Genomic DNA, 22,283 nt, shown 5'->3' with positions numbered 1-22,283 from the left:
CGTGCGCGGTCGCGACGGCACACGCCGCCGGACCGCGCCGGGTGTTCATTGCCGGCGATTCCACGGCCAGCGCGTATCCGGCTGAACGCGCCCCGCGCGAAGGCTGGGGAATGCGGCTGCAGCCTTGGCTGGCGGACGGCTGGGAGGTGCGCAACCACGCGCAGAGTGGACGTAGCGCGCGCAGTTTCATCGAACAGGGCTGGCTCGCGGCGATTGCGCGGGACCTGCGCGCAGGAGACGTGTTGCTGGTGCAGTTCGGCCACAACGATGCGAAGGTGGAGGATCCGGCGCGCTACAGCGATCCCGGAACCGCTTATCCGGCCTGGCTGATGCGCTACGTCGACCTGGCGCTCGAACGCGGCGCCACACCGGTGCTGGTGACTCCGGTGGCCCGGCGCAAGTTCGACGGCGGCCAGCTACTCGACACCCACGGCCCGTTTCCGCAGGCCGTGCGCGACCTCGCGGCGCGCCAAGGCGTCGCCCTGGTCGACCTCAACACGCTGAGCATGGACTGGTTGCGCGGCCTGGGCGACGCGGCGTCCAGGCCGTACTTCATGCACGTGCCGGCGCAGGGTCAGCGCGACGACACCCATTTCAGCGCGGCCGGTGCGCAGGCGATCGCCTGCCTGGTGGCGGCCGGCTGGCGTTCGGCCGACGCCGGTGCACCGGTGCGGCCGGTCAGACCAGGTGATTGCGCGGCGATTCCAGTTTCTGCGACGCCCGCGGTGTCGCCCTCCGCCGTGGTGGACGAGCGCACGATCGCCACCGTCCAGCCGGGCCCCCACGAAGGAGAAGGCACCACCACCGCCTATCCCTTCTTCGCCGACGCCACGGGGTTGCCGCTGGTCTTCCGCAAGCGTGCGCTGCATCCGGGCGCGACCATCGGCGACCACGTCAACGACAAGGACGAGATCTACTACGTGCTGTCCGGGCGGGGGGAACTGATGCTCAACGGCGCCGTGCGCGAGGTGGGGCCCGGCGATGCGATCCTCACGCGCAATGGCGACCGCCACGGACTGCGCCAGCTCGGCGAACAGGACCTGGTGATCTTCATCGTGTTCGACGAGGCCTCGCGTACGCCCTGAGTGGCCCGGGGCTCGGGCGGACGTCGGCGAAGCGGGCCCCACGGGAATGCGCCGGGCGACGCGCCGCCGGACGGCGGCGAGCGCGATGGACGTGGCGATCCGGTACACGGCGGCTCCCCGCGACCGGGCGGGCGCTATCCTAGGCCTAACCCGGTCTTGGACGCGAAAATGGACCCGCACCGCTGGCGCCTGGATGGACAGCTCGCACTCGTCACCGGCGGAAGCGCCGGCATCGGCCACGCCATCGCGCGCGAGCTGCTCGGCTTCGGCGCCACCGTGCTGGTGGTGGCGCGCAACGGCGACGCGCTCGAGGCCGCGCGCGACGAACTGGCCGACGAATTTCCCGCCGGCGACGTGCGCGCCTTCATCGGCGACGTATCCGACGACGAACAGCGGCGCGAAGTGCTTGACTGGGTCGAGGACCAGGGCGAGGGCCTGAACATCCTGGTCAACAACGCCGGCGGCAACCTCACCCGCGGCGCCAACGACTACGAAGAGGACGAGTGGCGGGAGATCTTCGAGGTCAACGTGTTCAGCGCATTCGAACTGTGCCGCTACGCCCACCCGCTGCTTACGCAGCACCCGGCCTCGTGCATCGTCAACGTCGGCAGCGTGTCGGGCATCACCCACGTGCGCAGCGGCGCGCCCTACGGCATGAGCAAGGCCGCGATGCACCAGATGACGCGCAACCTCGCGGTCGAGTGGGCCGAGGACGGCGTGCGCGTGAACGCGGTCGCGCCTTGGTACATCCGCACGCGTCGCACCTCGGGCAAGCTGTCCGACCCCGACTACCTGGACGAAGTGCTGCTGCGCACGCCCATGGGCAGGATCGGCGAGCCGGAGGAGGTCGCCGCGGCGGTCGCCTTCCTGTGCCTGCCGGCGGCGGCCTACATCACCGGCGAGTGCATTGCGGTCGACGGCGGGTTCCTGCGCTACGGGTTCTAGAACGCAGCCTCGCGGGAGGGGTATCGCGAACCATCCGGAGACCGGTCGATCATGTCTTGTCTTTCACGGGTGCCGCACGCTTCGCCGGCTACGGTCCCGGCCATCCAGCGGGAGGAGTGGCAATGGACACGCAGGAACTCCATCGTGGTCGCCTGATCGACCACCTGCACCTGGTGGTGCGCGACGTCGCGGCCAGCCGGCGCTTCTACGAGGCGGTGCTGGCGGCGCTCGGCATCCCGATGGGCGGCGGGGGCGAGGACTGGTTCTGGGCCGACGAACTGTTCGTCTCCAGCGCCGACAGCGAGGCGGCGGCGGGCGAACTCACCGGACGCCACCATTTCGCGTTCCAGGCGCGCGACCGGGCGGCGGTGGAGGCTTTCCACGCCGCGGCGCTCGCGCACGGCGGGCGCGACCACGGCGCCCCGGGCGAGCGGCCCTACCATCCGGGCTACTACGCCGCGTTCGTGCTGGATCCGGACGGCAACAACGTCGAAGCAGTCCACCACGGACCGGCGCAGCGCAGCGCGGACTCGGTGCACATCACGTTCGACGCCTGAGCACGCTCAGGGCGGCAACGCGCAGGTGGAGTCGGTGAGGATCTTCGTCACCCGTGCGAACTCCTCCTGCAGCGCGGGCTTGTCCTGCCCGCGCGCGTGGCGCCAGCCCGATTCGATTTCGCGCTGGCGCTGTTTCCATCCGTCGCAGGCATCCCGGTCGCCGATCCGCGCGCACAGGTCGTACTTGTTCTCGCATGCCTGGCCCACGCCGGCGGTGTCCAGCCGCACGCAGCGCGGCTTGGGTGCGGGATCCTCGCTGACGTAGCTGTCGTTGTCCCAGGTTTCGCACCGGAAGATCGGTGGCGGCGGCAGCCGGTCGGCCGGAGGGATCCGCGCGGCCGCGGGCAAGGCAGGTCGCGGCGGGCCGGTGATCGGTTCGTCCTGCGGCCCGGCCACCTGCACGAAGCTGGAGAGCGGAGGCGGGACGTAGGCGGGCTCCTCGACCACCGTCAGCCCGCCGGCGGTGGGCGGCGGGGGGCGGGTGGGCAGGGCATCGACCTGGCGGATTTCCTGCCGGGCGCCGGCCGGGCACGGCGTGCCGTTCTGGATCGTCACCTCGCCATCGGCCGCGGTGCAGCGGTAGATCGTGCTGGCGTCCTGCGCCGGCACCGCACTTCCGGCGAGCAGCAGCGCCAGGCAGGCGAGTGTCCACGCGGGCCTGGCCATCAGCGACGCCCGCAGTCGGCGGCGAGGCGCTCGTTGATGCCGCGTTCCTCGCGGCGCAGGGTGTCGCGCTCGCGCTCCTGGGCATTGAAGAAGCGCCGCCGGATCTCCTCGCGGCGATCGACCAGGCGGGCGCAGACTTCGCCCTGGGGCAGGGCATGGCAGGTGTCGCGGACCCAGGTGCCGGCCCCATACGCGCGTGCGCCATGGGGCGGCCGCGACGGTCTGTCCAGGTCCCCGTTCCGCTCCGGCGGCGGCGCGCCGACGCGACTCCAGACCGAGCCGGCTTCGCGCGTGTCGCGGCGACCGGCGTCGCGCCCCGGACCATGTCGGTCGGCGCGATACCCGAGCGTCCAGAGCGGCACCCAGCGGGGATTGCCCTCGCCGTCGTCGCTGGTGTAGCGCTCGCCGTCGGGCGTGGTGCATTCGTACATCGGCTGCGGCGTGCGGACCACCACCACCCGGGGGACGGGCGGTGGCTCGTCCACAGGAGCCGGCGCGGCGGCGACCGGCGGCGCAGCGGGCCCATCGACAGGGCGCTGCAGCCGCCGCACCTGTTCGGCCGATCCCGTCTCGCATGGCACGTCTCCGAGGGTGACGTGGCCACTGGCGTCGGTGCAGCGGTACACCGTGACCGGATCGGCCCCACGTGCGCCCGCGCCGACGAACAGCAGGGCAAGCAGGCAGGTGGCAGGACGCGGGCGCATTGGCCTATCTTGACCCCGCCGCCGCGAGGCGGCAAACCACCGGGCCACGCGGTCAGGATCAGTTCAACCCCAACGGCCGGCTGCTCGAAGACGCATCGTCCATGGCGATGCGTGCCTCAGTGCGTTCGATCAGGCCGCGTCCAGCGCCGATTGCATGCCCGCCGTCTCGCGCAGCATGCGTGCGATCGCCACCGCGGCGTCGCGGCCTTCCTGCACAGCGGTCACCACCAGGTCGGCACCGCGTACGCAGTCGCCGCCAGCGAACAGGCGCGGATGCGCGGTCTGGTAGGGCAGGCGGTCGTTGCCGCCGGCGATGATGCGGCCGTTCTCGCGCGCCTGCACACCCGAATTGGCGAGCCAGTCGGGAAGCCGCGGCGAGAAGCCGAAGGCGATGATCACCACGTCGGCGTCGATCAGCGACTCGCTGCCCGCGACGGCGACCGCGCTGCGGCGGCCGTTGGCATCCGGCTCGCCGAGCCGGGTCTCGACCACGCGCACGCCCGATGCCTGGCGACCGTCGGCCGATTCGATCGCCAGCGGCTGGCGGTTGAACAGGAAGCGCACGCCTTCCTCGCGCGCGTTCGCCACCTCGCGCGCGGAGCCGGGCATGTTGGCCTCGTCGCGGCGGTAGGCGCAGGTGACGCTGGCCGCACCGAGGCGCACCGCCGATCGCACGCAGTCCATGCCGGTGTCGCCGCCGCCGAGCACCACCACGCGCTTGCCGGCGAGGTCGGGCAGCTCCAGCCGGTCTTCCCAGCCGGCGATCGGCCGACCCTGGGGCTCGCGCCCGGTGACGATGCGCCCGTTCTGCACCAGGAACGGCAGCGCCGGCAGGACGCCCGCCAGGTCCTGCCCGGCGAGGCCGCCGTCGGTGTAGCGGTAGGCGCCCAGGCCCAGGAATACCGCGTCGTAGTCCGTCAGCAGGGTGCCGAGTGCGACGTCGCGACCGATCTCGACCCCGAGCCGGAAGCGCACCCCCATCTCCTCGAGCACCTCGCGCCGGGTCGCGATCACCGACTTGTCGAGCTTGAAGCTGGGGATGCCGAACTGCATCAGGCCGCCGATCTGCTCGTAGCGGTCGAACACGGTCGCGGCGATGCCGTTGCGCAGCAGGCGGTCTGCGCAGGCGAGTCCCGCGGGACCGGCGCCGACGATCGCCACGTGGCGGCCGGTGGGCACGACCTTCGACAGGTCCGGTCGCCAGCCCTGCTCGAACGCGGTGTCGACGATGTACTTTTCGACCGCGCCGATGGTCACCGCGCCGAAGCCGGCGTTGAGCGTGCAGGCGCCCTCGCACAGGCGGTCCTGCGGGCACACGCGGCCGCACATCTCCGGCAGCGGGTTGGTCTCGTGGCACAGCGCCGCCGCTTCGAGGATGCGTCCTTCCTCCACCAGCTGCAGCCAGTTGGGGATGTAGTTGTGCACCGGGCACTTGGACTCGCAGTACGGGTTGCCGCAGTCCAGGCAGCGCCCGGACTGGTAGGCGGCATCGGCCTGGCCGAACTTGCCGTACAGCTCGTTCCAGTCGCCCTCGGTGCGCAGCTGCAGCGGTATCTTGCGCGGCATCTCGCGCGGCACGTCGAGGAACTGGAATACCTGCTTCTTGCTCATGCGGCTCTCCGCAGTTCGTTGGCCAGCGCCTCGAGGCTCGCGGCCTTGGGCTTGACCAGCCAGAACTTGCCGACGAAGTCGCGGAACTCGTCGACCACGCGCGCGCTCCACGCGCTGCCGGTCAGGCGTGCATGGGCCTCGAGCAGATCGGTCAGGTGCTGGCGGTAGTTGTCGAAGCCTTCCGGCGAGATGCGCACGATGTCGATCAGTTCGTGGTTGTAGCGGTCGACGAAATCGCGGTCCAGGTCGAGCACATAGGCCAGGCCGCCGGTGAAGCCGGCGCCGAAGTTCAGGCCGGTGCGACCCAGTACGACCACGGTGCCGCCGGTCATGTACTCGCAGCAGTGGTCGCCGGCGCCTTCCACCACCGCGACCGCGCCGGAGTTTCGCACCGCGAAGCGCTCCCCGGCACGGCCGGCGGCGTATAGCTCGCCGCCGGTGGCGCCGTACAGGCAGGTGTTGCCGAGGATCGGCGCATGCCGCGACTCGAACGCGCTGGCCTGCGGCGGCGAGAGCACGATGCAGCCGCCGGCCATGCCCTTGCCGACGTAGTCGTTGGCCTCGCCCTCCAGCAGCAGGTGCAGGCCGCCTGCATTGAACGCGCCGAAGCTCTGTCCCGCGCTTCCGGTCAGGCGCAGCGTCAGCGGTCGCGTGGCCATGCCGGTATTGCCGTGGTGGCGCGCGATCAGCCCCGACAGTCGGGTGCCGATGCTGCGGTCGGTGTTGGTGATCGGGTAGGCGTACTCGCCGCCGCCCGCGCGCTCGACCACCGCCGCCAGTTCCGCCTCGAGCCGCGCCGCCAGCCCGCCCGGCGGTGCCTGCAGCGCGGGCGCACCGCAATACGCGGACGCCTGCGCGGGATCGCGCGCCAGCAGGCGCGACAGGTCGATGTCGACCTCCTCGCGGGTATGGCGCAGGTGCTGCTCGAGCAGGTCGGTGCGGCCGACGATCTCGTCCAGCGAGCGCGCGCCCAGCGAGGCCAGCAGTTCGCGCACGTCCTGCGCGATATTGCGGAAGAAATTCTCGACCCGCTCGGGCAGGCCGGTGAAATGGGCCGAGCGCAGGCGCTCGTCCTGGGTGGCCACGCCGGTGGCGCAGTTGTTGAGGTGGCAGATGCGCAGGTACTTGCAGCCCAGCGCGATCATCGGCGCGGTGCCGAAGCCGAAGCTGTCGGCGCCCAGCATGGCCGCCTTGACCACGTCCAGGCCGGTCTTCAGGCCGCCGTCGGTCTGCAGCAGCACGCGCTCGCGCAGCTCGTTGGACTGCAGCGCCTGGCGCGCCTCCGACAGGCCCAGTTCCCACGGCGCACCGGCGTAGCGGATCGAGCCCAGCGGGCTCGCGCCGGTGCCGCCGTCGTGGCCGGAGATGGTGATCAGGTCCGCACCGGCCTTGACCACCCCCGCGGCAATGGTGCCCACGCCGGCATGCGCGACCAGCTTGACCGAGATCAGCGCCGAGGGATTGATCTGGCGCAGGTCGAAGATCAGCTGCGCGAGGTCCTCGATCGAATAGATGTCGTGGTGCGGCGGCGGCGAGATCAGGCCGATGCCGGGCTTGGCGTAGCGCAGCCGCGCGATCAGCGGGTTGACCTTGCTGCCCGGCAGCTGGCCGCCTTCGCCGGGCTTGGCGCCCTGCGCGACCTTGATCTGCAGCACCTCGGCATTGATCAGGTACTCGGGCGTGACGCCGAAACGGCCCGACGCGATCTGCTTGATCTTGCTGCGCTTCTCGGTGCCGTAGCGCGCGGGATCCTCTCCGCCCTCGCCGGAGTTGCTGCGCCCGCCGAGGCGGTTCATGGCGATGGCGAGCGCCTCGTGCGCCTCGGGAGACAGCGCGCCCAGGCTCATCGCCGCGGAATCGAAGCGCCTGACGATCGACGACACCGGTTCGACCTCGTCGATCGGCACCGGTGCACCGAGCGGCACGAGCCGCAGCAGGTCGCGCAATGCCGCGGGCGGGCGCGTGTCGACATGGTCGGCGTAGACCTTCCAGTCCGCGCGTTCGCCGGTCAGCACCGCGCGCTGCAGGCTGGTCACCACGTCGGGGTTGTACTGGTGGTACTCGCCGCCGTGCACGTAGCGCATCAGGCCGCCGGGCTCGGGCAGGGCGTTGTCGTCCCAGCCGTGTTCGGCCAGCGTCCACGCATCGCGCTCCAGGCGCGCGAAGCCGGAGCCGCGGATGCGCGACGGCGTGCCTTCGAAGCACGTCGCCACCACGTCCTCGTCCAGACCCACGATCTCGAACAGCTGCGCGCCGCGATAGCTGGCGATGCTGCCGATGCCCATCTTCGACAGGATCTTGAGCAGGCCCTTCTTGATCCCGCGGCGATAGCTGCGCCCGACCTGCAGCGGCTCGTTGCTGGTCTTGCCGCCGAGCAGTCCGCGGCGCGCGAGCGCGGCCAGGGTCTGGTAGGCGAGGAACGGGTAGACCGCAGTCGCGCCGAAGCCGATCAGGCAGGCGAAGTGGTGCGGGTCGCGCGCGGTGCCGGTCTCGACGATCAGGTTGGCGTCGCAGCGCAGCCCCTGGCGCACCAGGTGCAGGTGCACCGCGCCGGTGGCGAGCAGTGCGTGCACGGCGGCGTGGCCGCGGCGCGGGCGGCGGTCGCTGAGGATCAGCAGTTCGACGCCCTCGCGCACCGCGGCCTCGGCCTCGGCACACAGGCGGTCGATCGCATCGCGCAGCGACGTGCGCTGGTCGAAGTACAGGTCGAGGTAGCGGTGCGCGGCGGCGAACCGCGGCAGCGCCAGCAGCTGGTGCAGCTTGCGCTGCGACAGCACCGGCGAGTTGAGCATCACGTGGTGGACGTTCTCGGCCTGGTCCAGGAACAGATTGCCCTCGCGCCCGATCTGGGTGGAGAGCGTCATCACGCAGTCCTCGCGGATCGGGTCGATCGGCGGGTTGGTGACCTGGGCGAAGGCCTGGCGGAAGCAGTCGTACAGCGGGCGCACGCGCTGGCTGATGGCCGCCATGGGCACGTCGTCGCCCATCGAACCGATGCCTTCCTGTTCGGTTTCGGCCAGCGGACGCAGCACCGCTTCCTGCTCCTCGCGCGAGAGCTGGAACAGCTTCTGGAACGCGAGCAGCGTTTCCGGCGTGAACGGCGCGTCGGTCAGCGCCGGGTCGATCAGCTCGGTGTGCAGCCAGCTCATGCCGCGCTTGAGCCACTGCTTGTAGGGCGCACGGGCGCGGTTGACGTCGTCGATGGCGTCGTTGTCGAGCAGGCGGCCGCCTTCGAGGTCGATCGCGATCATCTCGCCCGGGCCGAGCTTGCCCTTGGCCACCACGTCTGCGGGCGGCAGGTCCCACACGCCGGCTTCGGAGGCGATCACGAACACGCCGTCCTTCGACAGCGTCCAGCGCGCCGGGCGCAGGCCGTTGCGGTCGAGCGTGCAGGCGGCGAAGCGGCCATCGCACATCACCACGCCGGCCGGTCCGTCCCAGGGCTCGGAATTGATCGAGTAGTACTCGTAGAACGCGGCGAGGTCGGTGTCCTTGTACTCCAGCGACTGGGTCGCCGGCGGGATCAGGATCCGCATCGCCTGCAGCAGGTCCATGCCGCCGAGCAGCAGCCACTCCAGCATGTTGTCCAGCGACTGCGAGTCCGAGCCGTGCATGGTCACGGTGGATTCGAACTCGGACACGTCCAGCAGCGGTGAGCGCCACACGTCCTTGCGCGCCTGCGCCCAGCGGCGATTGCCCTCGATGCTGTTGATCTCTCCGTTGTGCGCCAGGCGCCGGAACGGATGCGCCAGCGGCCAGCGCGGCAGGGTGTTGGTGGAGAAACGCTGGTGGAACACCACCGCGCGCGCGGCCAGTGCCGGGTGCGACAGGTCGGGGAACAACTGCCGCAGGTGGCTGGGCAGCACCATGCCCTTGTAGCCGAGCAGGCGAGGCGACAGGCCGACCACGTAGAAGTCCTCGACCTCGTGCAGCGCCTGCTCGCTGCGGCGCCGGGCCAGGAACAAAGCGCGTTCGAGCGCGTCGGTGGCGGTCTCGTCGCTCTCCACGAACACCTGCTCCACGCGCGGCACCGAGGACCGCGCCAGCTTGCCGCAGGCCTCCAGGTCCAGCGGGACCATGCGCCAGCCGGCGACGCGCACGCCGACCTGCGCGAGCTGGCGACCGAGTTCGTCGCGGCAGCGCGCGGCGGCCGCCTCGTCGTGCGGCAGGAACACCATGCCGGCGGCGACCGGACCGTCGTGCAGAGGAAATCCGGACGCCTGCGCCAGCGTCCGCACGAAACCTTCGGCGCCGTGGATCAGCACGCCGCAGCCGTCGCCCGAGAGGCCGTCGGCATTGACGCCGCCGCGGTGCGCCATGCGCGACAGGGCCTCGAGTGCGATGTCCACGATCGCCCGCTCGGGGTCGCCCTCGATCTTCGCGATCAGGCCGAAACCACAGCTGTCGTGCTCATCGCGGGGGTCATGGAGCCCCCGATCCGGGAGTGCCCGCATCGTCGTCGTCGTCGTTGGGTCAGGTGGCAGGTGGCGTGGGAATCGGAGCCGGGGCATCGCAATCCAGCGCCCGGCGGCGCGTCCACGACCCCGACTAGATCACAAATTGTGCGACGCGGCAACGGCGCCTGCCGGTTGGTTGCCGTTGAAAGCAAAACAGGGCGAAAAACGTGCGTTTTCAGCGGAGTTGGCGACCTGTTCGCGCATCGCGCAGGGTGCTGGCCGTGCCCCGTCCGTCGGTTTCCCCGGCAACGACCAGATCCACGCCGGCGCTGATCACGGGTCCAAGTCCGGCGCGTGTGGTCGGCGCCGGATCGCCGGCGACGTTTGCGCTGGTGGACACCAGCGGCCCGCCGAAGCCGGCGCACAGGTCCGCCACGCCGCGATGCGAGCTGACCCGCACGGCGACCCCGTCGTGGTCGCCCCGGATCCAGCGCGGCACGCGCGCCGTCACCGGGACGATCCAGGTGTGCGGGCCGGGCCAGCTGGCCAGCACCGCGTCGCGCTGCGCATCGTCCAGGCCCGCCCAGTCGACCAGGGTGTCGAACTGGGCGGCGGTGGCGGCGACCAGGATCAGGCCCTTGTCGACCGTGCGCTGCTTGAGCGCCAGCAGGCGCAGCACCGCGGTTTCGTCGAACGGATCGCAACCCAGACCCCAGACACCCTCGGTGGGATAGGCGATGACGCCGCCGCCGCGCAGGACGGCGACGGCCTGGTCGATGGCGGCGGGCGTGACTACGTGCATCGCCACAGCTTAGCGAACGGAGCGTGCGGCCGGCCAAGGCGCATGGACCCCGGCCGCTTGCCGATGCCAGGCCCCGGAGGCCGGCGCCGCCCCGGAACGCCTTCCCCGGACGTCCCCGGCCGCCGACCGGAGACGCACCCGCATGGCCGCCCACCCCGCGGGGCGGCGCACCAGTGCGGTCAGAACGGCGCGCTGTCGGACTTCTTGATCACCCGCTTCTTGCCCGGCTCGAAACGCGCGGCGGTCACCAGCGGCCGGGCGGGCTCGAGATCGGCCGACAGCGGGCGCGCGCCCTTGCCGGCAGCCTTCTTAGACGCCGTCTTCTTCGTGGCCTTTTTCGCGGTCTTCTTCGCAGCCGCCTTCTGCGCCGGTGCCTTGCCCGCAGCCGCCTTCTTCGCCGGGGCCTTCTTCGCTGCCTTCTTCGCACCGAAGCCGCGGCGCGCCGGCTTGCCGGTCTCCTCCAGCAGCTTCGCCACTTCCTCCAGGGTCAGCGAGGCCGGCTCGCGGTCTTTCGGGATCTTGCCGTTGAGTCGCCCGTCGCTGATGTACGGCCCGTAGCGGCCGTTGAGCACCTGGATGTCGCTGCCCGGGAATTCCTTGATCACCCGGTTGCGCGCGATCTCCTCCTTCTCCTCGATCAGCGCCACCGCGTGGGCGAGGTCGATCTTGTACGGGTCGTCGTCCTTCTTGAGCGAGGCGTAGGTGTCGCCGCGGCGCGCGAACGGGCCGAAGCGTCCGATGCCCACGCTCACGTCCTCGCCCTTGTCCTGGCCCAGTACGCGCGGCAGCAGGAACAGTTCCAGCGCCTCGTCCAGCGAGATCGAATAGATGCTCTGGCCCGGGCGCAGCGACGCGAAGCGCGGCTTGTCCTCGTCCTCGACCGTGCCGATCTGGACCAGCGGCCCGAACTTGCCGATCCGCGCGCTGACCTGGCGGCCGCTCTTCGGATCCTCGCCCAGCACGCGCACGCTGCCGGCGTCGGACTTGTCGAGGGTGGCCTTCTTGTCGTCGACCTGCTGCTTGAACGGCCCCCAGAACTTCTCCATCAGCGGGATCCACGCCTCCTCGCCGCGACTCACCGCGTCGAGTTCGTCCTCGAGGTTGGCGGTGAAGTCGTAATCGACGTACTTGGCGAAATGGTTGCTCAGGAACTTCGACACCGCGCGGCCGACGTCGGTCGGCTTGAACGCGCGCCCGTCGAGGACCGCGTACTGCTTGCCGGTCAGGGTCTGGATGATCGAGGCATAGGTCGAGGGGCGGCCAATGCCGTACTCCTCGAGCGCCTTGACCAGCGAGGCTTCGGTGTAGCGCGGCGGCGGCTGGGTGAAGTGCTGGTCGGCGTGGATGCGGTCGAGCGGAATCCGGTCGCCCAGCTTCATCGCCGGCAGCTTGCGGCCCTCGTCCTCGTCCTCCTTGCCCTTGCTGTCCTTGCCCTCCTCGTACACGGCCAGGAAGCCGGACACGGTGACCGTGGTGCCGGAGGCGCGGAACGCGTGCTCGGCGCCGGCGGCCAGGTCCACGGTCACGGTGTTGAGGGTGGCCGGGATCATCTGCGAGGCGACCGCGCGCTTCCACACCAGCTCGTACAGCCGGCGCTCGTCGTCGCTGAGGAAACGCGCCACCTGGGATGGCGTGCGCAGCGCGGAGGTCGGGCGCACGGCCTCGTGCGCCTCCTGCGCGTTCTTGGACTTGGTCTGGTAGACGTTGGGCTTGTCCGGCACCGAGGCGGTGCCGAAGTCGCGCGCGATCACGTCGCGGATCTCACCCAGCGCGTCCTGCGACAGGTTCACCGAGTCGGTACGCATGTAGGTGATCAGGCCGACCGTGCCTTCCTCGCCGATCGCCACGCCCTCGTACAGCTTCTGCGCGACCTGCATGGTGCGGCGGGTGGTGAAGCCGAGCTTGCGCGCGGCCTCCTGCTGCAGGGTGGAGGTGGTGAACGGTGGCGAAGGCCGGCGCTTGCGCTCCTTGCTGGCCACGTCGGTGACGTGCAGCGCGCCCTGCGCGGCGGCGGCGATGCGCGACCGTGCATCCTCGGCGGTCTCGCCGTCGGTGATGGTGAACTGTTCGAACTTCTGCCCGTCGAGCTTGACCAGCTTGGCGCCGAAGGCCTGCGAGGGATGCGCGCACTCGGCCTCGATGGTCCAGTACTCGCGCGCCTTGAACGCCTCGATCTCCTCCTCGCGCTCGACGATCATCCGCAGCGCCGGCGACTGCACGCGTCCGGCCGACAGACCGGCCTTGATCTTGCGCCACAGTACCGGCGACAGGTTGAAGCCGACCAGGTAGTCCAGTGCGCGCCGCGCCTGCTGGGCGTCGACCAGTTCGTCGGCGATGTGCCGCGGGTGGCCCATCGCTTCCTTGATCGCGCGCGGCGTGATCTCGGTGAACACCACCCGCTGCAGCTCCTTGCCCTCGAGCAGGCCGCGCTCGCGCAGGATCTCGGCGATGTGCCAGCTGATCGCCTCGCCCTCGCGATCCGGGTCGGTCGCCAGCCAGATGCCGTCGGCGGCGCGGGCGGCCTTGGCGATCGCCTCGACGTGCTTCTCGTTGCGCTCGATCAGCTCGTAGCGCATCGCGAAGCCGTTGTCGGGGTCGACCGCGCCCTCCTTGGGCACCAGGTCGCGGACGTGGCCATACGAAGCCAGGACCTGGAAGTCCTTGCCGAGGTACTTGTTGATCGTCTTGGCCTTGGCGGGCGACTCGACGATGAGGAGGTTCTTGGCCATCGGGGTAGGGTTCCGGGCGCGGCTTCCGGCCACGCCGCTCGGGGGGATTCGAAGACTACGACGCCCGGGGATGCCCGGGCGTTCGGTCGGCGCCGTTCAGGTGCGGCGCTATTTATAGTGGAATCACGCCGCGTGCGGCCGTGTCAAGCAAGGGCGGCCCCGGCGGCGGGCGCCGGTCAGCCGTTCATGGCCGGAATTGCGATCGCCGCCACGATTCCGATCAGCATCAGGCCCAGCAGGCCCAGCCCGATCACCAGCACCACCCAGGTCACCACCCCGAGCTCGCGCCGCTGCAGGTCCGGGCGGTCGGTGAAGGCCCACCGGTCGACCACCAGGGTGTCGCACATCATGTCGTGCAGGGCCTGCTTGCGCTGCCCCAGGCCGACGGTCAGGCCCGAGACCAGCGCCCCCAGGCCGAAACTGAACACCACGGTCAGGAAGTAGGCCGCATAGCGACCGAGTGCGCGGGCGAAGCTGATTCGTTCCCCCGAACCGCGCGTGACCTTGATCCCCACCGCCAGCTTGCCCAGCGAGGCCTGGCTGGACGAGGAATGCATCCAGGCGAAGTAGAACAGCGGGATCACGAACCCGATGCCGTAGGAGACCAGCAGGATCCCGATCGAGCCGCCCGTCGAGAACAGGTCGCTGGTTGCGCCGACCCCGGCGAGCAGGAACAGCGGGATCTGCACGGCCCACGACGCGGCGGCCGTGACCAGGCCGTCGATCACCATCGCCGCGAACCGCTTCCAGAAGCCGGCCTGGACCACCTCGCCGCCGGCGATCACGGCCGGATCGGCGGACACGGTGGCCCGTGGCGGGGCATATGGCGAGTCCGGGTCGGCCGCGGCGGGGCCCGGCCCACCGATGGCGCCGGGCGTCCCGGGCTCGGACCGTTCGGCATGGGACTGCGCGACGGCCCGGGCACCCGGTTCGCCCATGGGGGGCGTCGGGGCGGGGCCGAGGCCGCGGTCATCGGCCTGGGCCAGCTCGCCCGCGAACTCCCGCATCGGCCGCCACTCGTCCATGCCTTCGCGCCAGACCAGGCTCTCCCAGTCCAGGCGCCCCTGCAGGCGCAGGCGCACCAGCTCGGCGGCCTCGACCGGTCCCTGGCGGGCGTGCTCGCGATCGGCGTAGTACCACATCGACATCGTTGTCCCCCTTGCTCTGTGTGCGCCGCTCCCCGCGGCGTGGATCAGCCGCGGCAGTGCGCGGGCAGGTAGCGGTCGTCGGGTTCGGCGCTGCAGCCCCAGCGGTCCCCGGCGACATCGTATTCGAGCCAGAGGCGATGACCATCGACGGCCTCGTGGCGATCGGCCTGCAGCAGCAGTTCGATCGCGCACACCTGCTCGTCGCTCTCGCCGAAGACGATCGATGCGTGCGCCGGGCCGGTGTAGGCCTCGGCGGGCTCGAACCCCGGATCCCCGTTGACGGGGCAGCGCCGGTGCTCCGCGACGAACGCGGCCACCGCCGGCTGCAGCGGCCCGGCCGCGGCCAATGCCCGGCCGACCTGCGACCGGCCCAGGTAATCGTGGTAGGCGGGGACCGCGATCGCGGCCAGGATCGCGACCACCGGGACCAGCAGGCAGCCCGCGACGACCAGCGCGATCAGGCAGCCGCGCCTGCGCGCGGCGTCCGCAGTCGGCCGGGCGGAGCGGGGAGGCAGGGGCGGCGGTGCCGCGCCCCGGGGCGGGTGGTTCACGCGTGCAGTCCCTTGCGGAGGTGGAGCAGAGGAGAGGCCGCGTTGCCGCGCGACCTGATGAGGCCCGGGTGGAGGGTGTCTCCGGTGTCGCTAGTGCACCGGCTCGGGCTCGTCCGCGAACATCTGGGTTTCCATCCACGCGTAGGCGGCCTCGCTTCCGGGCTGGTTGAACAGCACCATCAGCACCACCCACTTCAGGTCGTCCAGGTCGAGCTCGTCCTGGTCCAGGGCCATCGCCCGGTCGAGCACCAGTTCGCGCTGGTCGGCATCGAGGATCCCGTGCTGTTCGAGGAACAGCAGGAAGCCGCGGCATTCGACGTCGAGCTTGTCCAGTTCGGGGCCGAAGTAGACGCGGGTCGGGCCGTCGGCGCGGGGGCGTCCGGCGACCGGGCGCTGGTCGGCCAGGGCGTCGAGCCAGTCGAAGGCCTTGCTGATTTCCGCCGGACTGAATCCGGCCTGGAGCAGGCCGGCCTGGAGCGAGTCTCGGTCGCGGACGAGGTCCGCGTCTTCGGTGAAATAGTGTTCGAACAGGTAGAGCAGGACGTCCAGGATGCTTTCTTTCATTTCCCCCCGGCCTGCGCCCGTGGGCGCGGTGTGTCAGGACTTTCGGGAATACCGGCCGTGCGCCTGCACGACCCGGCCATCCAGCTCCATGAGCAGCAGCATGGACGAGGCCACCGCGGTCGTCAATCCGGAACGTTCCAGCAGTTGATCCATAGGGCTTGGGTCATGGCCGATGGCCGACCACAAGCGCTGGTAGTCAGGATCATCCGGCAGCGGACGTCCGGCGGCGTCCGCGGCGACGCTTCCGGCCCCATGGATGGGGGCCCCGAGACGGCTTCGCAAGGCGTCCGCGAGCGCATGGGCCACCGGCGCAAGCGCGGCCACGATCTCGCCGGGGTCCTCGACCAGGGTCGCGCCGTCGCGGATCAGGCGGTGGCAGCCGCGCGCCATGGGATTGCGGATCGAACCCGGCAGCGCGAACACCTCGCGCCCCGCCTCGGCGGCCAGGCGCGCGGTGATCAGGGCCCCGGAGCGCTGCGCCGCCTCCACGACCAGGGTGCCGAGCGACAGCCCGGCGATGATCCGGTTGCGCGCCGGGAAATGCTCGCGGCGGGCGGGGGTGCCGGGCAGGTGCTCGCTGACCACCACTCCGCGCGCCGCCACCTCGCGCAGCAGGCCCGCGTTGGAGGCCGGGTAGGGCCGGTCGATCCCGCAGCCCACGACCGCGACGGTGGTGCCGCCGGCGGCCAGTGCGGCGGTGTGGGCGACGGTGTCGATGCCTGCGGCCAGACCGCTGCAGATGCCGAGACCGGCGCGCACCAGCGCATGGGTGAATCCACGCGCATGGTCGCGTCCGCCGGCGGTCGGTGCACGCGTGCCGACGATCGCCACGCAGGGATGCCACAACAGGTCGATGTCGCCGGCAACGAACAGGGCCAGCGGTGGGCTCGCGACACGCCGCAGCAGGGCGGGGTAGTCCGGGTCGTGCCAGCCGACCACCCGCTGCCCCGGCGCGGCCAGCCAGCCGGACGCGGTGGCGGAGACTCCGGTCGTGCGCAGCGCCTGCACCTGGGGTGCCGAGAGGCCGGCTTCGCGCCAGGCAGGCGCGCCTGCCGCCAGCGCGGCGGACGGACTGCCGCAGGCCTCGAGCAGGTGTCGGCGCGGTCCTGAGCGGCCACCGGCCGCCACCAGCCGCAGCAGGGCGAGATCGTCTTCGGTCATGCCGCGCAGGATGGCGCGCAGACGAAGACGGCGCCCTCGGGCGCCGTCTTCGGATCGTGTCGGAAAACCCCGCGCCGTGCGCGCGGCGCGCCGTCAGTACGGCGCGTCGGGGTGCTTGAGGTGGTGGCCGATGCGGGTCGGCTTGACGCTGCTCATCACCAGGCCGTAGCTGACCTTGTCGAAAGTGCGGAACACCATCACGTGGCCTGCGAACTCGTCGGGCAGGCGCACCTTGTTCTCGAAGAACACGGTGTCGGCGTCGCGGTCGGGTCCCTTCTCGACGCGGTCGACGGTATTGGTACCCTCGCGCCAGATCGAGAACACGGTGCCGTTGTCCACGCCCTCGCGGGCGCCGACCGACAGCACCACCACGTCGCGCGGGCCGCCGTGGGACAGCGTATCGGCGACGGCGAGCACCCGGGCGCGGCCGTATTCGAGCTGCTGCGCCGGCGGATGCGGGAAGAACTGCAGGTCGTAGGGCTGCGCGTCGATCGGGATCAGGCGGTCGCCGATGCGGACCTCGCGGCCGGTCTCGTCCAGCAACAGGGTGCTGGCCTGGATGCCGCCGACCTCGCCGCGGGTGATGGTGCCGACGTTGACGCGCTGCAGTTCGTAGCCCAGCAGTTCCTGGCCCTTGTCGGGCATGATCACGTTGGTCCAGTACTGGTCGAAGTCGGCGATGCGCTTGCCGCGGAAGTCCAGGTCGTCCTTGTGGAACAGGTCGCAGCACAGGCTGGTGCGGTCGACGTGGGTGTAGCGCACGGTCGGGCGCACCACGGCGTAGCGCTGGCCGGCGACGGACTCAGGCACCCCGCGGATGTAGGCGACCTGACCCTGTGTGGTGCGCAGGCGGTCCTCCTCGAGGCCGACCACGTAGGGCAGCTGCTCAAACGCGTCGACCACGCGCAGGTCCTTGAGGAAGGCCTCGATGTCCGACAGCGGGATCGCATTGATCGGCTGCGCTTCCTCGCGCGGGCCCGGCGTCGCGGTCACGCGGTTGAGGTAGGCCAGGCTGATGATGTCGCCCGGATAGATCAGGTGCGGATTGCTGATCTGCGGGTTGGCCTGCCAGATTTCCGGCCACAGCCAGGGCCGTTGCAGGAACTTGCCCGCGATGTCCCACAGCGTATCCCCACGCTGCACGACATAGGTGTCGGGATGGTCGCCACGCATGGTCTGGGCGGTGGCGTAGGTGGCCACCGTCATCAATGCGACGACGCACGTCGTACGAAGCCCCTGAGAAAGGCGCTCAAGCATGCGGGCCATCTAATTGCTCCCCTTGAAGATTTCCCCGTGCAGCGCCGGCACTATAGCGTACAAGTGGCGGCCGGTTGCAAGCCGCCCGGCGCTACAATGGCAGGCCGTTCCGCGCGGTTGTGACCGCCGCCTCCCTTTGCGCCCATGTCCCTGCTCCCGATCCTCGAGTATCCCCATCCCCGGCTGCGCACGGTCGCACGGCCGGTGGAGGTCGACCAGCTGCACGACCCCACGTTCCAGCGCCTGCTCGACGACATGTTCGAGACCATGTACGAAGCGCCCGGCATCGGACTGGCCGCGACCCAGGTCGACACCCACCAGCGCTTCATGGTGATCGACGTCACCGAAGGGCGCGAACAGCCGCTGGCTTTCATCAACCCGGTGATCCGCGAACGTTCGCCGGACCTGCGCCTGCACCAGGAGGGATGCCTGTCGATCCCGGGCGTATTCGCCGACGTGACCCGCCCCGACGGCATCCTGATCGAGGCGCTCGACCGCCACGGCAAACCGTTCGAGCTGCGCGTGGACGGGCTGCTCGCCACCTGCGTGCAGCACGAGGTCGACCACCTCGACGGCAAGCTGTTCATCGACCACCTCTCCGCGCTCAAGCGCGACCGCGCGATCAGGAAGCTGGAGAAGCTGAGGAAGGGGCGGGAGTAGACGCCCGTCGCGCAGGCGCGCCACGTCGGCTGATGCCTGTCCGCGGCTGGCGGGCACGCGATCGCGCGAGTGCGGCGCCGGCCTCACGTCGATCCAGGGCGCGGCACGGCCGCGGATCGACCCGCCGGAAGCGCAGGCTCCCGATTGCTCACGACCCTTTCCCCATCGAATCCCATCCCATGCGCCTCGTCTTCGCCGGTACCCCCGAGTTCGCCGTTCCCTCGCTGCGCGTGGCCGCGTCGCACGGCGACGTGGTCGCGGTCTACACCCAGCCCGACCGGCCCGCCGGCCGTGGTCGCGGGCTGTCGGCTTCGCCGGTCAAGCAGGAGGCGCAGCGGTTGGGGTTGCCGGTGCTGCAGCCGCAGACCTTGCGCACGCTCGAGGCGCGACGCGCGCTGCGCGCGCTGCGGCCGGACCTGATGATCGTGGTCGCCTATGGACTGCTGCTGCCGCCGAAGGTGCTGGCGACGCCGGCCTTCGGCTGCTGGAACGTGCACGCCTCGCTGCTGCCGCGCTGGCGCGGTGCGGCGCCGATCCAGCGTGCGATCGAAGCCGGCGACGCGCAGACCGGCGTGTGCCTGATGCAGATGGAGCAGGGCCTGGATACCGGCCCGGTGCTGTTGTCGCAGGTGATCCCGATCGGCGTGGAGGAGACCGCAGGCCAGCTGCATGCGCGCCTGGCCGACCTCGGCGCGCAGGTCCTGGCCGATGGACTGGCGCTGCTGCGTGCCGGCATGCGTCCGGCGCCGCGGCCGCAGCCGGACGAAGGCGTGAGCTACGCGCACAAGCTCGACAAGGCCGAGGCGCGGCTGGACTGGAGCCAGGCGGCCGACGTCCTCGCGCGCAAGGTGCGCGCATTCCATCCCTGGCCGGTGGCCGAGGCCGAACTCGCCGGCGAGCGCGTGCGCCTGCATGGCGCGGTCGCACTGCCGCTGGCGCACGCGGCAGTGCCGGGCACTGTGCTGCATGCCGGTCGCGACGGCATCGACGTGGCCTGCGGCAGCGGCGCGCTGCGGATCCGCGCACTGCAGCGCGCCGGCGGCAAGGTGGTGACCGCCGCCGACTACCTCAACGCGCGCGGCGACCTGCGCGCTCCGCTGGCGCGCAGCTGACGTGGCCGCGCCGCTGCCTCCCGGTGTGGCCGTGCGCGTCTGCGCGGCGGGCGTGCTCGACGCGGTGCTGCACCGTGGGCGTTCGCTGAAGGCCGAACTGGCGGCGGCGCTGCCGGGGCTGTCCGACCCCCGCGACCGTGCCCTGCTCGAGGCGATCTGCTTCGCCGCGCTTCGCCACCGCGCGCGCTACGACGCCGCGCTCGCGGCCTGGATGCCACGACCGCTGCCGCGCCGGGACGCGCCGCTGCGCGCCCTGCTGCACGCGGGATTCGCCCAGCTCGATCCGCTCGCCCTGGCGGCGCATGCCGCGCTCGCCGCCACCGTCGAGGCCGCGCGGGGGCTCGGGCGCCAGCACCAGGCCGGACTGGTCAACGCACTGCTGCGCCGCGCCCAGCGCGACGGACTGCCGGCAGCGCCTGCCGATGCCGCATGGCCCGAGTGGCTGCGCGCGCAGGTCCGCTCCGACTGGGGCGATGCGACCGCCGCGGAGATCTTCGCCGCCGGTGCCGTGCAGGCGCCCACCTGGCTGCGGGTCAACCGCACGCGCAGTACCGTCGCCGGCTATGCGGAGCGGCTGCGCGAGGCCGGCATCGAGGCGCAGGCGTCCGCGGATCTGCCCGATGCGCTGCGCATCGACGTTCCCGTTTCGCCGGCCACGCTGCCCGGCTTCGCCGAGGGCGAGGTATCGGTGCAGGACGCGGCCGCCCAGCGCGTCGCCGATGCACTGTCGCCGGCTGCCGGAGCGCACGTGCTCGATGCCTGCGCCGCGCCGGGCGGCAAGTCCGCGCACCTGCTCGAACGCGACCCCTCGCTGCGGCTGACCGCACTCGACCTCGACCCGCGGCGCCTGCGACGGGTGGCCGAGACCCATGCGCGGCTGGGCGTGGGCGATGGCGCGGTCCTGCGCGCCGTGGACGCCTCGGCGCCGGCGACCTGGTGGGACGGCGAACCGTTCGACGCCATCCTGATCGACGCGCCGTGTTCGGCCACCGGCATCATCCGCCGTCAGCCGGACGTGCTGCTGCACCGCCGCCCTTCCGACATCGCCGCGCTGACGGCGCTGCAGGCGCGCCTGCTCGACGCGCTGTGGCCGCTGCTGGCGCCCGGCGGGCGGCTGCTCTACGCCACCTGTTCGATCCTGGCGGCGGAAAACGAGGCGCAGGTGGCCGCGTTCCTGTCGCGCACGCCTGCCGCGACCGCGTTGCCGCTCGCGGAGGCATTCGGCCACGCCACCGGCCACGGGCGCCAGCGACTGCCGGGCGAGCAGGGCATGGACGGCTTCTTCTACGCCGCGCTCGGCCGCGCCCCCGGCTGAATCCGGGCGAGGCCTCCGCCCCCGCGGCCCTCCACCGTCCGGATGCGCGCCAGGCCGGCCGTCACGCGGACGCAATCTTCCGCGCACGAACATGCACATGACGCCGGCGCTGCCGGCCCGTGCCCGCGCGAGGGTCGCATGCTGCCCATCACGGTCATCGTCAGTACCTACAACGCCGAAGCCTGGCTGGAGAAGGTGCTCACCGGCTACGCGCTGCAGACCCATCCGGCGTTCGAGGTGATCGTCGCCGACGACGGCTCGGGCCCGGCGACGGCCGCGCTGGTCGCGCGCATGGCCGCCACGTTCCCGGTGCCGCTGCGGCACGTGTGGCACGAGGACCGTGGCTACCGCCGCCAGGAGATCCTCAACCGGGCCATCCCGCTCGCGGCGCACGGCTACCTGCTGTTCACCGACGGCGACTGCATCCCGCGGCGCGATTTCGTGGCCACCCATGCGCAGCTGGCCGAGCCGGGGCGGTTCCTGTCGGGCGGCTACTGCAAGCTGGACATGGCCACGAGCACGCGCATCAACGTCGACGACATCGCCAGCGGCCGCTGCTTCGAGCCCGGCTGGCTGGCGGCGGCCGGTCGCCTGGGCGCCTCGAGCCGCCGCAAGCTCGGCGCCGGACCGCTGGCGGCGCGCATGCTCGACGCGATCACGCCGGCGGGCGCCACGTTCAACAACTGCAATTCATCGGCGTGGAAGTCCGACCTGATCGCGGTCAACGGCTACGACGAACGCATGAAATACGGTGGACCCGATCGCGAACTGGGCGAGCGACTGGAAAACGCCGGCGTGCGCGGCAGGCAGGTCCGGCATCGCGCGATCTGCGTGCACCTCGATCATGCGCGCGGCTATCGCACCGAGGAATCGATCCGCGCCAACCTCGCGATCCGCGCCGAAACCCGCGCGCAGCGTCGGGTCTGGACGCCGCACGGGATCGTCAGGCAGGCGGCCAACGACGACCTGCAGCCGGTCCCGGCACGCGCGGCGGACGCGTCGGCCACGCGGCGCTGAGC

General features: G+C 71.3%; 18 protein-coding genes. 7 read left to right on the top strand and 11 right to left on the bottom strand.

Translation table 11 applies throughout. From position 1 onward, the window contains the following. The 3 genes from QFW81_RS10085 to QFW81_RS10075 form a co-directional block, all read left to right on the top strand. On the top strand, positions 1 to 1,085 hold a 1,085-nt coding region (locus QFW81_RS10085; protein WP_280578651.1), incomplete at its 5' end, for a cupin domain-containing protein. A gap of 168 nt (positions 1,086 to 1,253) precedes the next feature. Continuing rightward, positions 1,254 to 2,030: an SDR family oxidoreductase gene (locus QFW81_RS10080; protein ID WP_280578650.1), complete on the top strand. Its 777-nt coding sequence runs from the start codon at positions 1,254 to 1,256 to the stop codon at positions 2,028 to 2,030. 122 nt (positions 2,031 to 2,152) lie between these two features. After that, positions 2,153 to 2,587, top strand: coding sequence for a VOC family protein (locus QFW81_RS10075; protein WP_280578649.1), 435 nt, complete (start codon positions 2,153 to 2,155; stop codon positions 2,585 to 2,587). Between the two features lie 6 nt (positions 2,588 to 2,593). Here the strand turns inward: QFW81_RS10075 and QFW81_RS10070 are convergent, their stop codons facing one another. From QFW81_RS10070 to QFW81_RS10020, 11 genes are all read right to left on the bottom strand, one after another. Further along, entirely contained in the window at positions 2,594 to 3,253 is a 660-nt protein-coding gene (locus tag QFW81_RS10070; RefSeq protein ID WP_280578648.1) for a DUF4124 domain-containing protein, read from the bottom strand. Then, a complete protein-coding gene (locus QFW81_RS10065) occupies positions 3,253 to 3,957 on the bottom strand; it encodes a DUF4124 domain-containing protein (protein WP_280578647.1) in 705 nt (234 codons plus the stop codon). Before QFW81_RS10065 ends, QFW81_RS10070 begins: the two co-directional genes overlap by 1 nt. A gap of 129 nt (positions 3,958 to 4,086) precedes the next feature. Then, positions 4,087 to 5,568, bottom strand: coding sequence for an FAD-dependent oxidoreductase (locus QFW81_RS10060; RefSeq protein ID WP_280578646.1), 1,482 nt, complete (start codon positions 5,566 to 5,568; stop codon positions 4,087 to 4,089). Further along, positions 5,565 to 10,022, bottom strand: a complete 4,458-nt coding sequence (gene gltB / locus QFW81_RS10055) for a glutamate synthase large subunit (protein WP_280578645.1) — start codon at positions 10,020 to 10,022, stop codon at positions 5,565 to 5,567. The genes QFW81_RS10060 and gltB overlap by 4 nt, the downstream gene beginning before the upstream one ends. A gap of 178 nt (positions 10,023 to 10,200) precedes the next feature. Continuing rightward, positions 10,201 to 10,767: an L-threonylcarbamoyladenylate synthase type 1 TsaC gene (gene tsaC / locus QFW81_RS10050; RefSeq protein WP_280578644.1), complete on the bottom strand. Its 567-nt coding sequence runs from the start codon at positions 10,765 to 10,767 to the stop codon at positions 10,201 to 10,203. A gap of 179 nt (positions 10,768 to 10,946) precedes the next feature. Next, complete coding sequence (locus tag QFW81_RS10045) at positions 10,947 to 13,496, bottom strand: DNA topoisomerase I (RefSeq protein WP_280578643.1); 2,550 nt, start codon at positions 13,494 to 13,496, stop codon at positions 10,947 to 10,949. A 176-nt stretch (positions 13,497 to 13,672) separates the two neighbouring features. Then, positions 13,673 to 14,644 (bottom strand): RDD family protein, encoded by a 972-nt coding sequence (locus QFW81_RS10040; protein WP_280578642.1) that lies wholly within the window; start codon positions 14,642 to 14,644, stop codon positions 13,673 to 13,675. A gap of 44 nt (positions 14,645 to 14,688) precedes the next feature. After that, positions 14,689 to 15,195, bottom strand: a complete 507-nt coding sequence (locus tag QFW81_RS10035; RefSeq protein WP_280578641.1) for a pilin — start codon at positions 15,193 to 15,195, stop codon at positions 14,689 to 14,691. A 90-nt stretch (positions 15,196 to 15,285) separates the two neighbouring features. Beyond that, positions 15,286 to 15,759 (bottom strand): DUF494 family protein, encoded by a 474-nt coding sequence (locus QFW81_RS10030; protein WP_280578640.1) that lies wholly within the window; start codon positions 15,757 to 15,759, stop codon positions 15,286 to 15,288. Positions 15,760 to 15,792: 33 nt separating this feature from the next. Then, complete coding sequence (gene dprA, locus QFW81_RS10025; RefSeq protein WP_280578639.1) at positions 15,793 to 16,920, bottom strand: DNA-processing protein DprA; 1,128 nt, start codon at positions 16,918 to 16,920, stop codon at positions 15,793 to 15,795. 93 nt (positions 16,921 to 17,013) lie between these two features. Continuing rightward, the gene (locus QFW81_RS10020) at positions 17,014 to 18,177 is read right to left on the bottom strand and encodes a LysM peptidoglycan-binding domain-containing protein (protein ID WP_280578808.1); all 1,164 of its coding nucleotides are present in this window, start codon (positions 18,175 to 18,177) and stop codon (positions 17,014 to 17,016) included. A gap of 144 nt (positions 18,178 to 18,321) precedes the next feature. Here QFW81_RS10020 and def point away from each other — a divergent pair, with 144 nt between their 5' ends. From def to QFW81_RS10000, 4 genes are all read left to right on the top strand, one after another. Next, positions 18,322 to 18,837, top strand: coding sequence for a peptide deformylase (gene def / locus QFW81_RS10015; RefSeq protein ID WP_280578638.1), 516 nt, complete (start codon positions 18,322 to 18,324; stop codon positions 18,835 to 18,837). Positions 18,838 to 19,016: 179 nt separating this feature from the next. Then, on the top strand, positions 19,017 to 19,949 hold the full coding sequence (gene fmt, locus QFW81_RS10010) for a methionyl-tRNA formyltransferase (protein WP_280578637.1): 933 nt from the start codon (positions 19,017 to 19,019) through the stop codon (positions 19,947 to 19,949). A 1-nt stretch (position 19,950) separates the two neighbouring features. Next, on the top strand, positions 19,951 to 21,264 hold the full coding sequence (gene rsmB / locus QFW81_RS10005; protein WP_280578636.1) for a 16S rRNA (cytosine(967)-C(5))-methyltransferase RsmB: 1,314 nt from the start codon (positions 19,951 to 19,953) through the stop codon (positions 21,262 to 21,264). 138 nt (positions 21,265 to 21,402) lie between these two features. Then, positions 21,403 to 22,281: a glycosyltransferase family 2 protein gene (locus QFW81_RS10000; protein WP_280578635.1), complete on the top strand. Its 879-nt coding sequence runs from the start codon at positions 21,403 to 21,405 to the stop codon at positions 22,279 to 22,281. The last annotated feature ends 2 nt before the right edge of the window (positions 22,282 to 22,283 follow it).

The sequence above is a fragment of the Luteimonas kalidii genome, from assembly GCF_029887935.1.
GTDB lineage: Bacteria > Pseudomonadota > Gammaproteobacteria > Xanthomonadales > Xanthomonadaceae > Luteimonas > Luteimonas kalidii.
Note: the sequence above shows the minus strand (reverse complement) of the source record. Positions and strands in the feature narration are given on the sequence as shown.

Excerpts from the sequence above, each read along its gene's own strand:
- QFW81_RS10080 (WP_280578650.1), top strand. The coding sequence starts at position 1,254 with ATGGACCCGCACCGCTGGCGCCTGGATGGACAGCTCGCACTCGTCACC.
- QFW81_RS10075 (WP_280578649.1), top strand. The coding sequence starts at position 2,153 with ATGGACACGCAGGAACTCCATCGTGGTCGCCTGATCGACCACCTGCAC.
- QFW81_RS10070 (WP_280578648.1), bottom strand. The coding sequence starts at position 3,253 with ATGGCCAGGCCCGCGTGGACACTCGCCTGCCTGGCGCTGCTGCTCGCC.
- QFW81_RS10065 (WP_280578647.1), bottom strand. The coding sequence starts at position 3,957 with ATGCGCCCGCGTCCTGCCACCTGCCTGCTTGCCCTGCTGTTCGTCGGC.
- QFW81_RS10060 (WP_280578646.1), bottom strand. The coding sequence starts at position 5,568 with ATGAGCAAGAAGCAGGTATTCCAGTTCCTCGACGTGCCGCGCGAGATG.
- gltB (WP_280578645.1), bottom strand. The coding sequence starts at position 10,022 with ATGCGGGCACTCCCGGATCGGGGGCTCCATGACCCCCGCGATGAGCAC.
- tsaC (WP_280578644.1), bottom strand. The coding sequence starts at position 10,767 with ATGCACGTAGTCACGCCCGCCGCCATCGACCAGGCCGTCGCCGTCCTG.
- QFW81_RS10045 (WP_280578643.1), bottom strand. The coding sequence starts at position 13,496 with ATGGCCAAGAACCTCCTCATCGTCGAGTCGCCCGCCAAGGCCAAGACG.
- QFW81_RS10040 (WP_280578642.1), bottom strand. The coding sequence starts at position 14,644 with ATGTCGATGTGGTACTACGCCGATCGCGAGCACGCCCGCCAGGGACCG.
- QFW81_RS10030 (WP_280578640.1), bottom strand. The coding sequence starts at position 15,759 with ATGAAAGAAAGCATCCTGGACGTCCTGCTCTACCTGTTCGAACACTAT.
- dprA (WP_280578639.1), bottom strand. The coding sequence starts at position 16,920 with ATGACCGAAGACGATCTCGCCCTGCTGCGGCTGGTGGCGGCCGGTGGC.
- QFW81_RS10020 (WP_280578808.1), bottom strand. The coding sequence starts at position 18,177 with ATGCTTGAGCGCCTTTCTCAGGGGCTTCGTACGACGTGCGTCGTCGCA.
- def (WP_280578638.1), top strand. The coding sequence starts at position 18,322 with ATGTCCCTGCTCCCGATCCTCGAGTATCCCCATCCCCGGCTGCGCACG.
- fmt (WP_280578637.1), top strand. The coding sequence starts at position 19,017 with ATGCGCCTCGTCTTCGCCGGTACCCCCGAGTTCGCCGTTCCCTCGCTG.
- QFW81_RS10000 (WP_280578635.1), top strand. The coding sequence starts at position 21,403 with ATGCTGCCCATCACGGTCATCGTCAGTACCTACAACGCCGAAGCCTGG.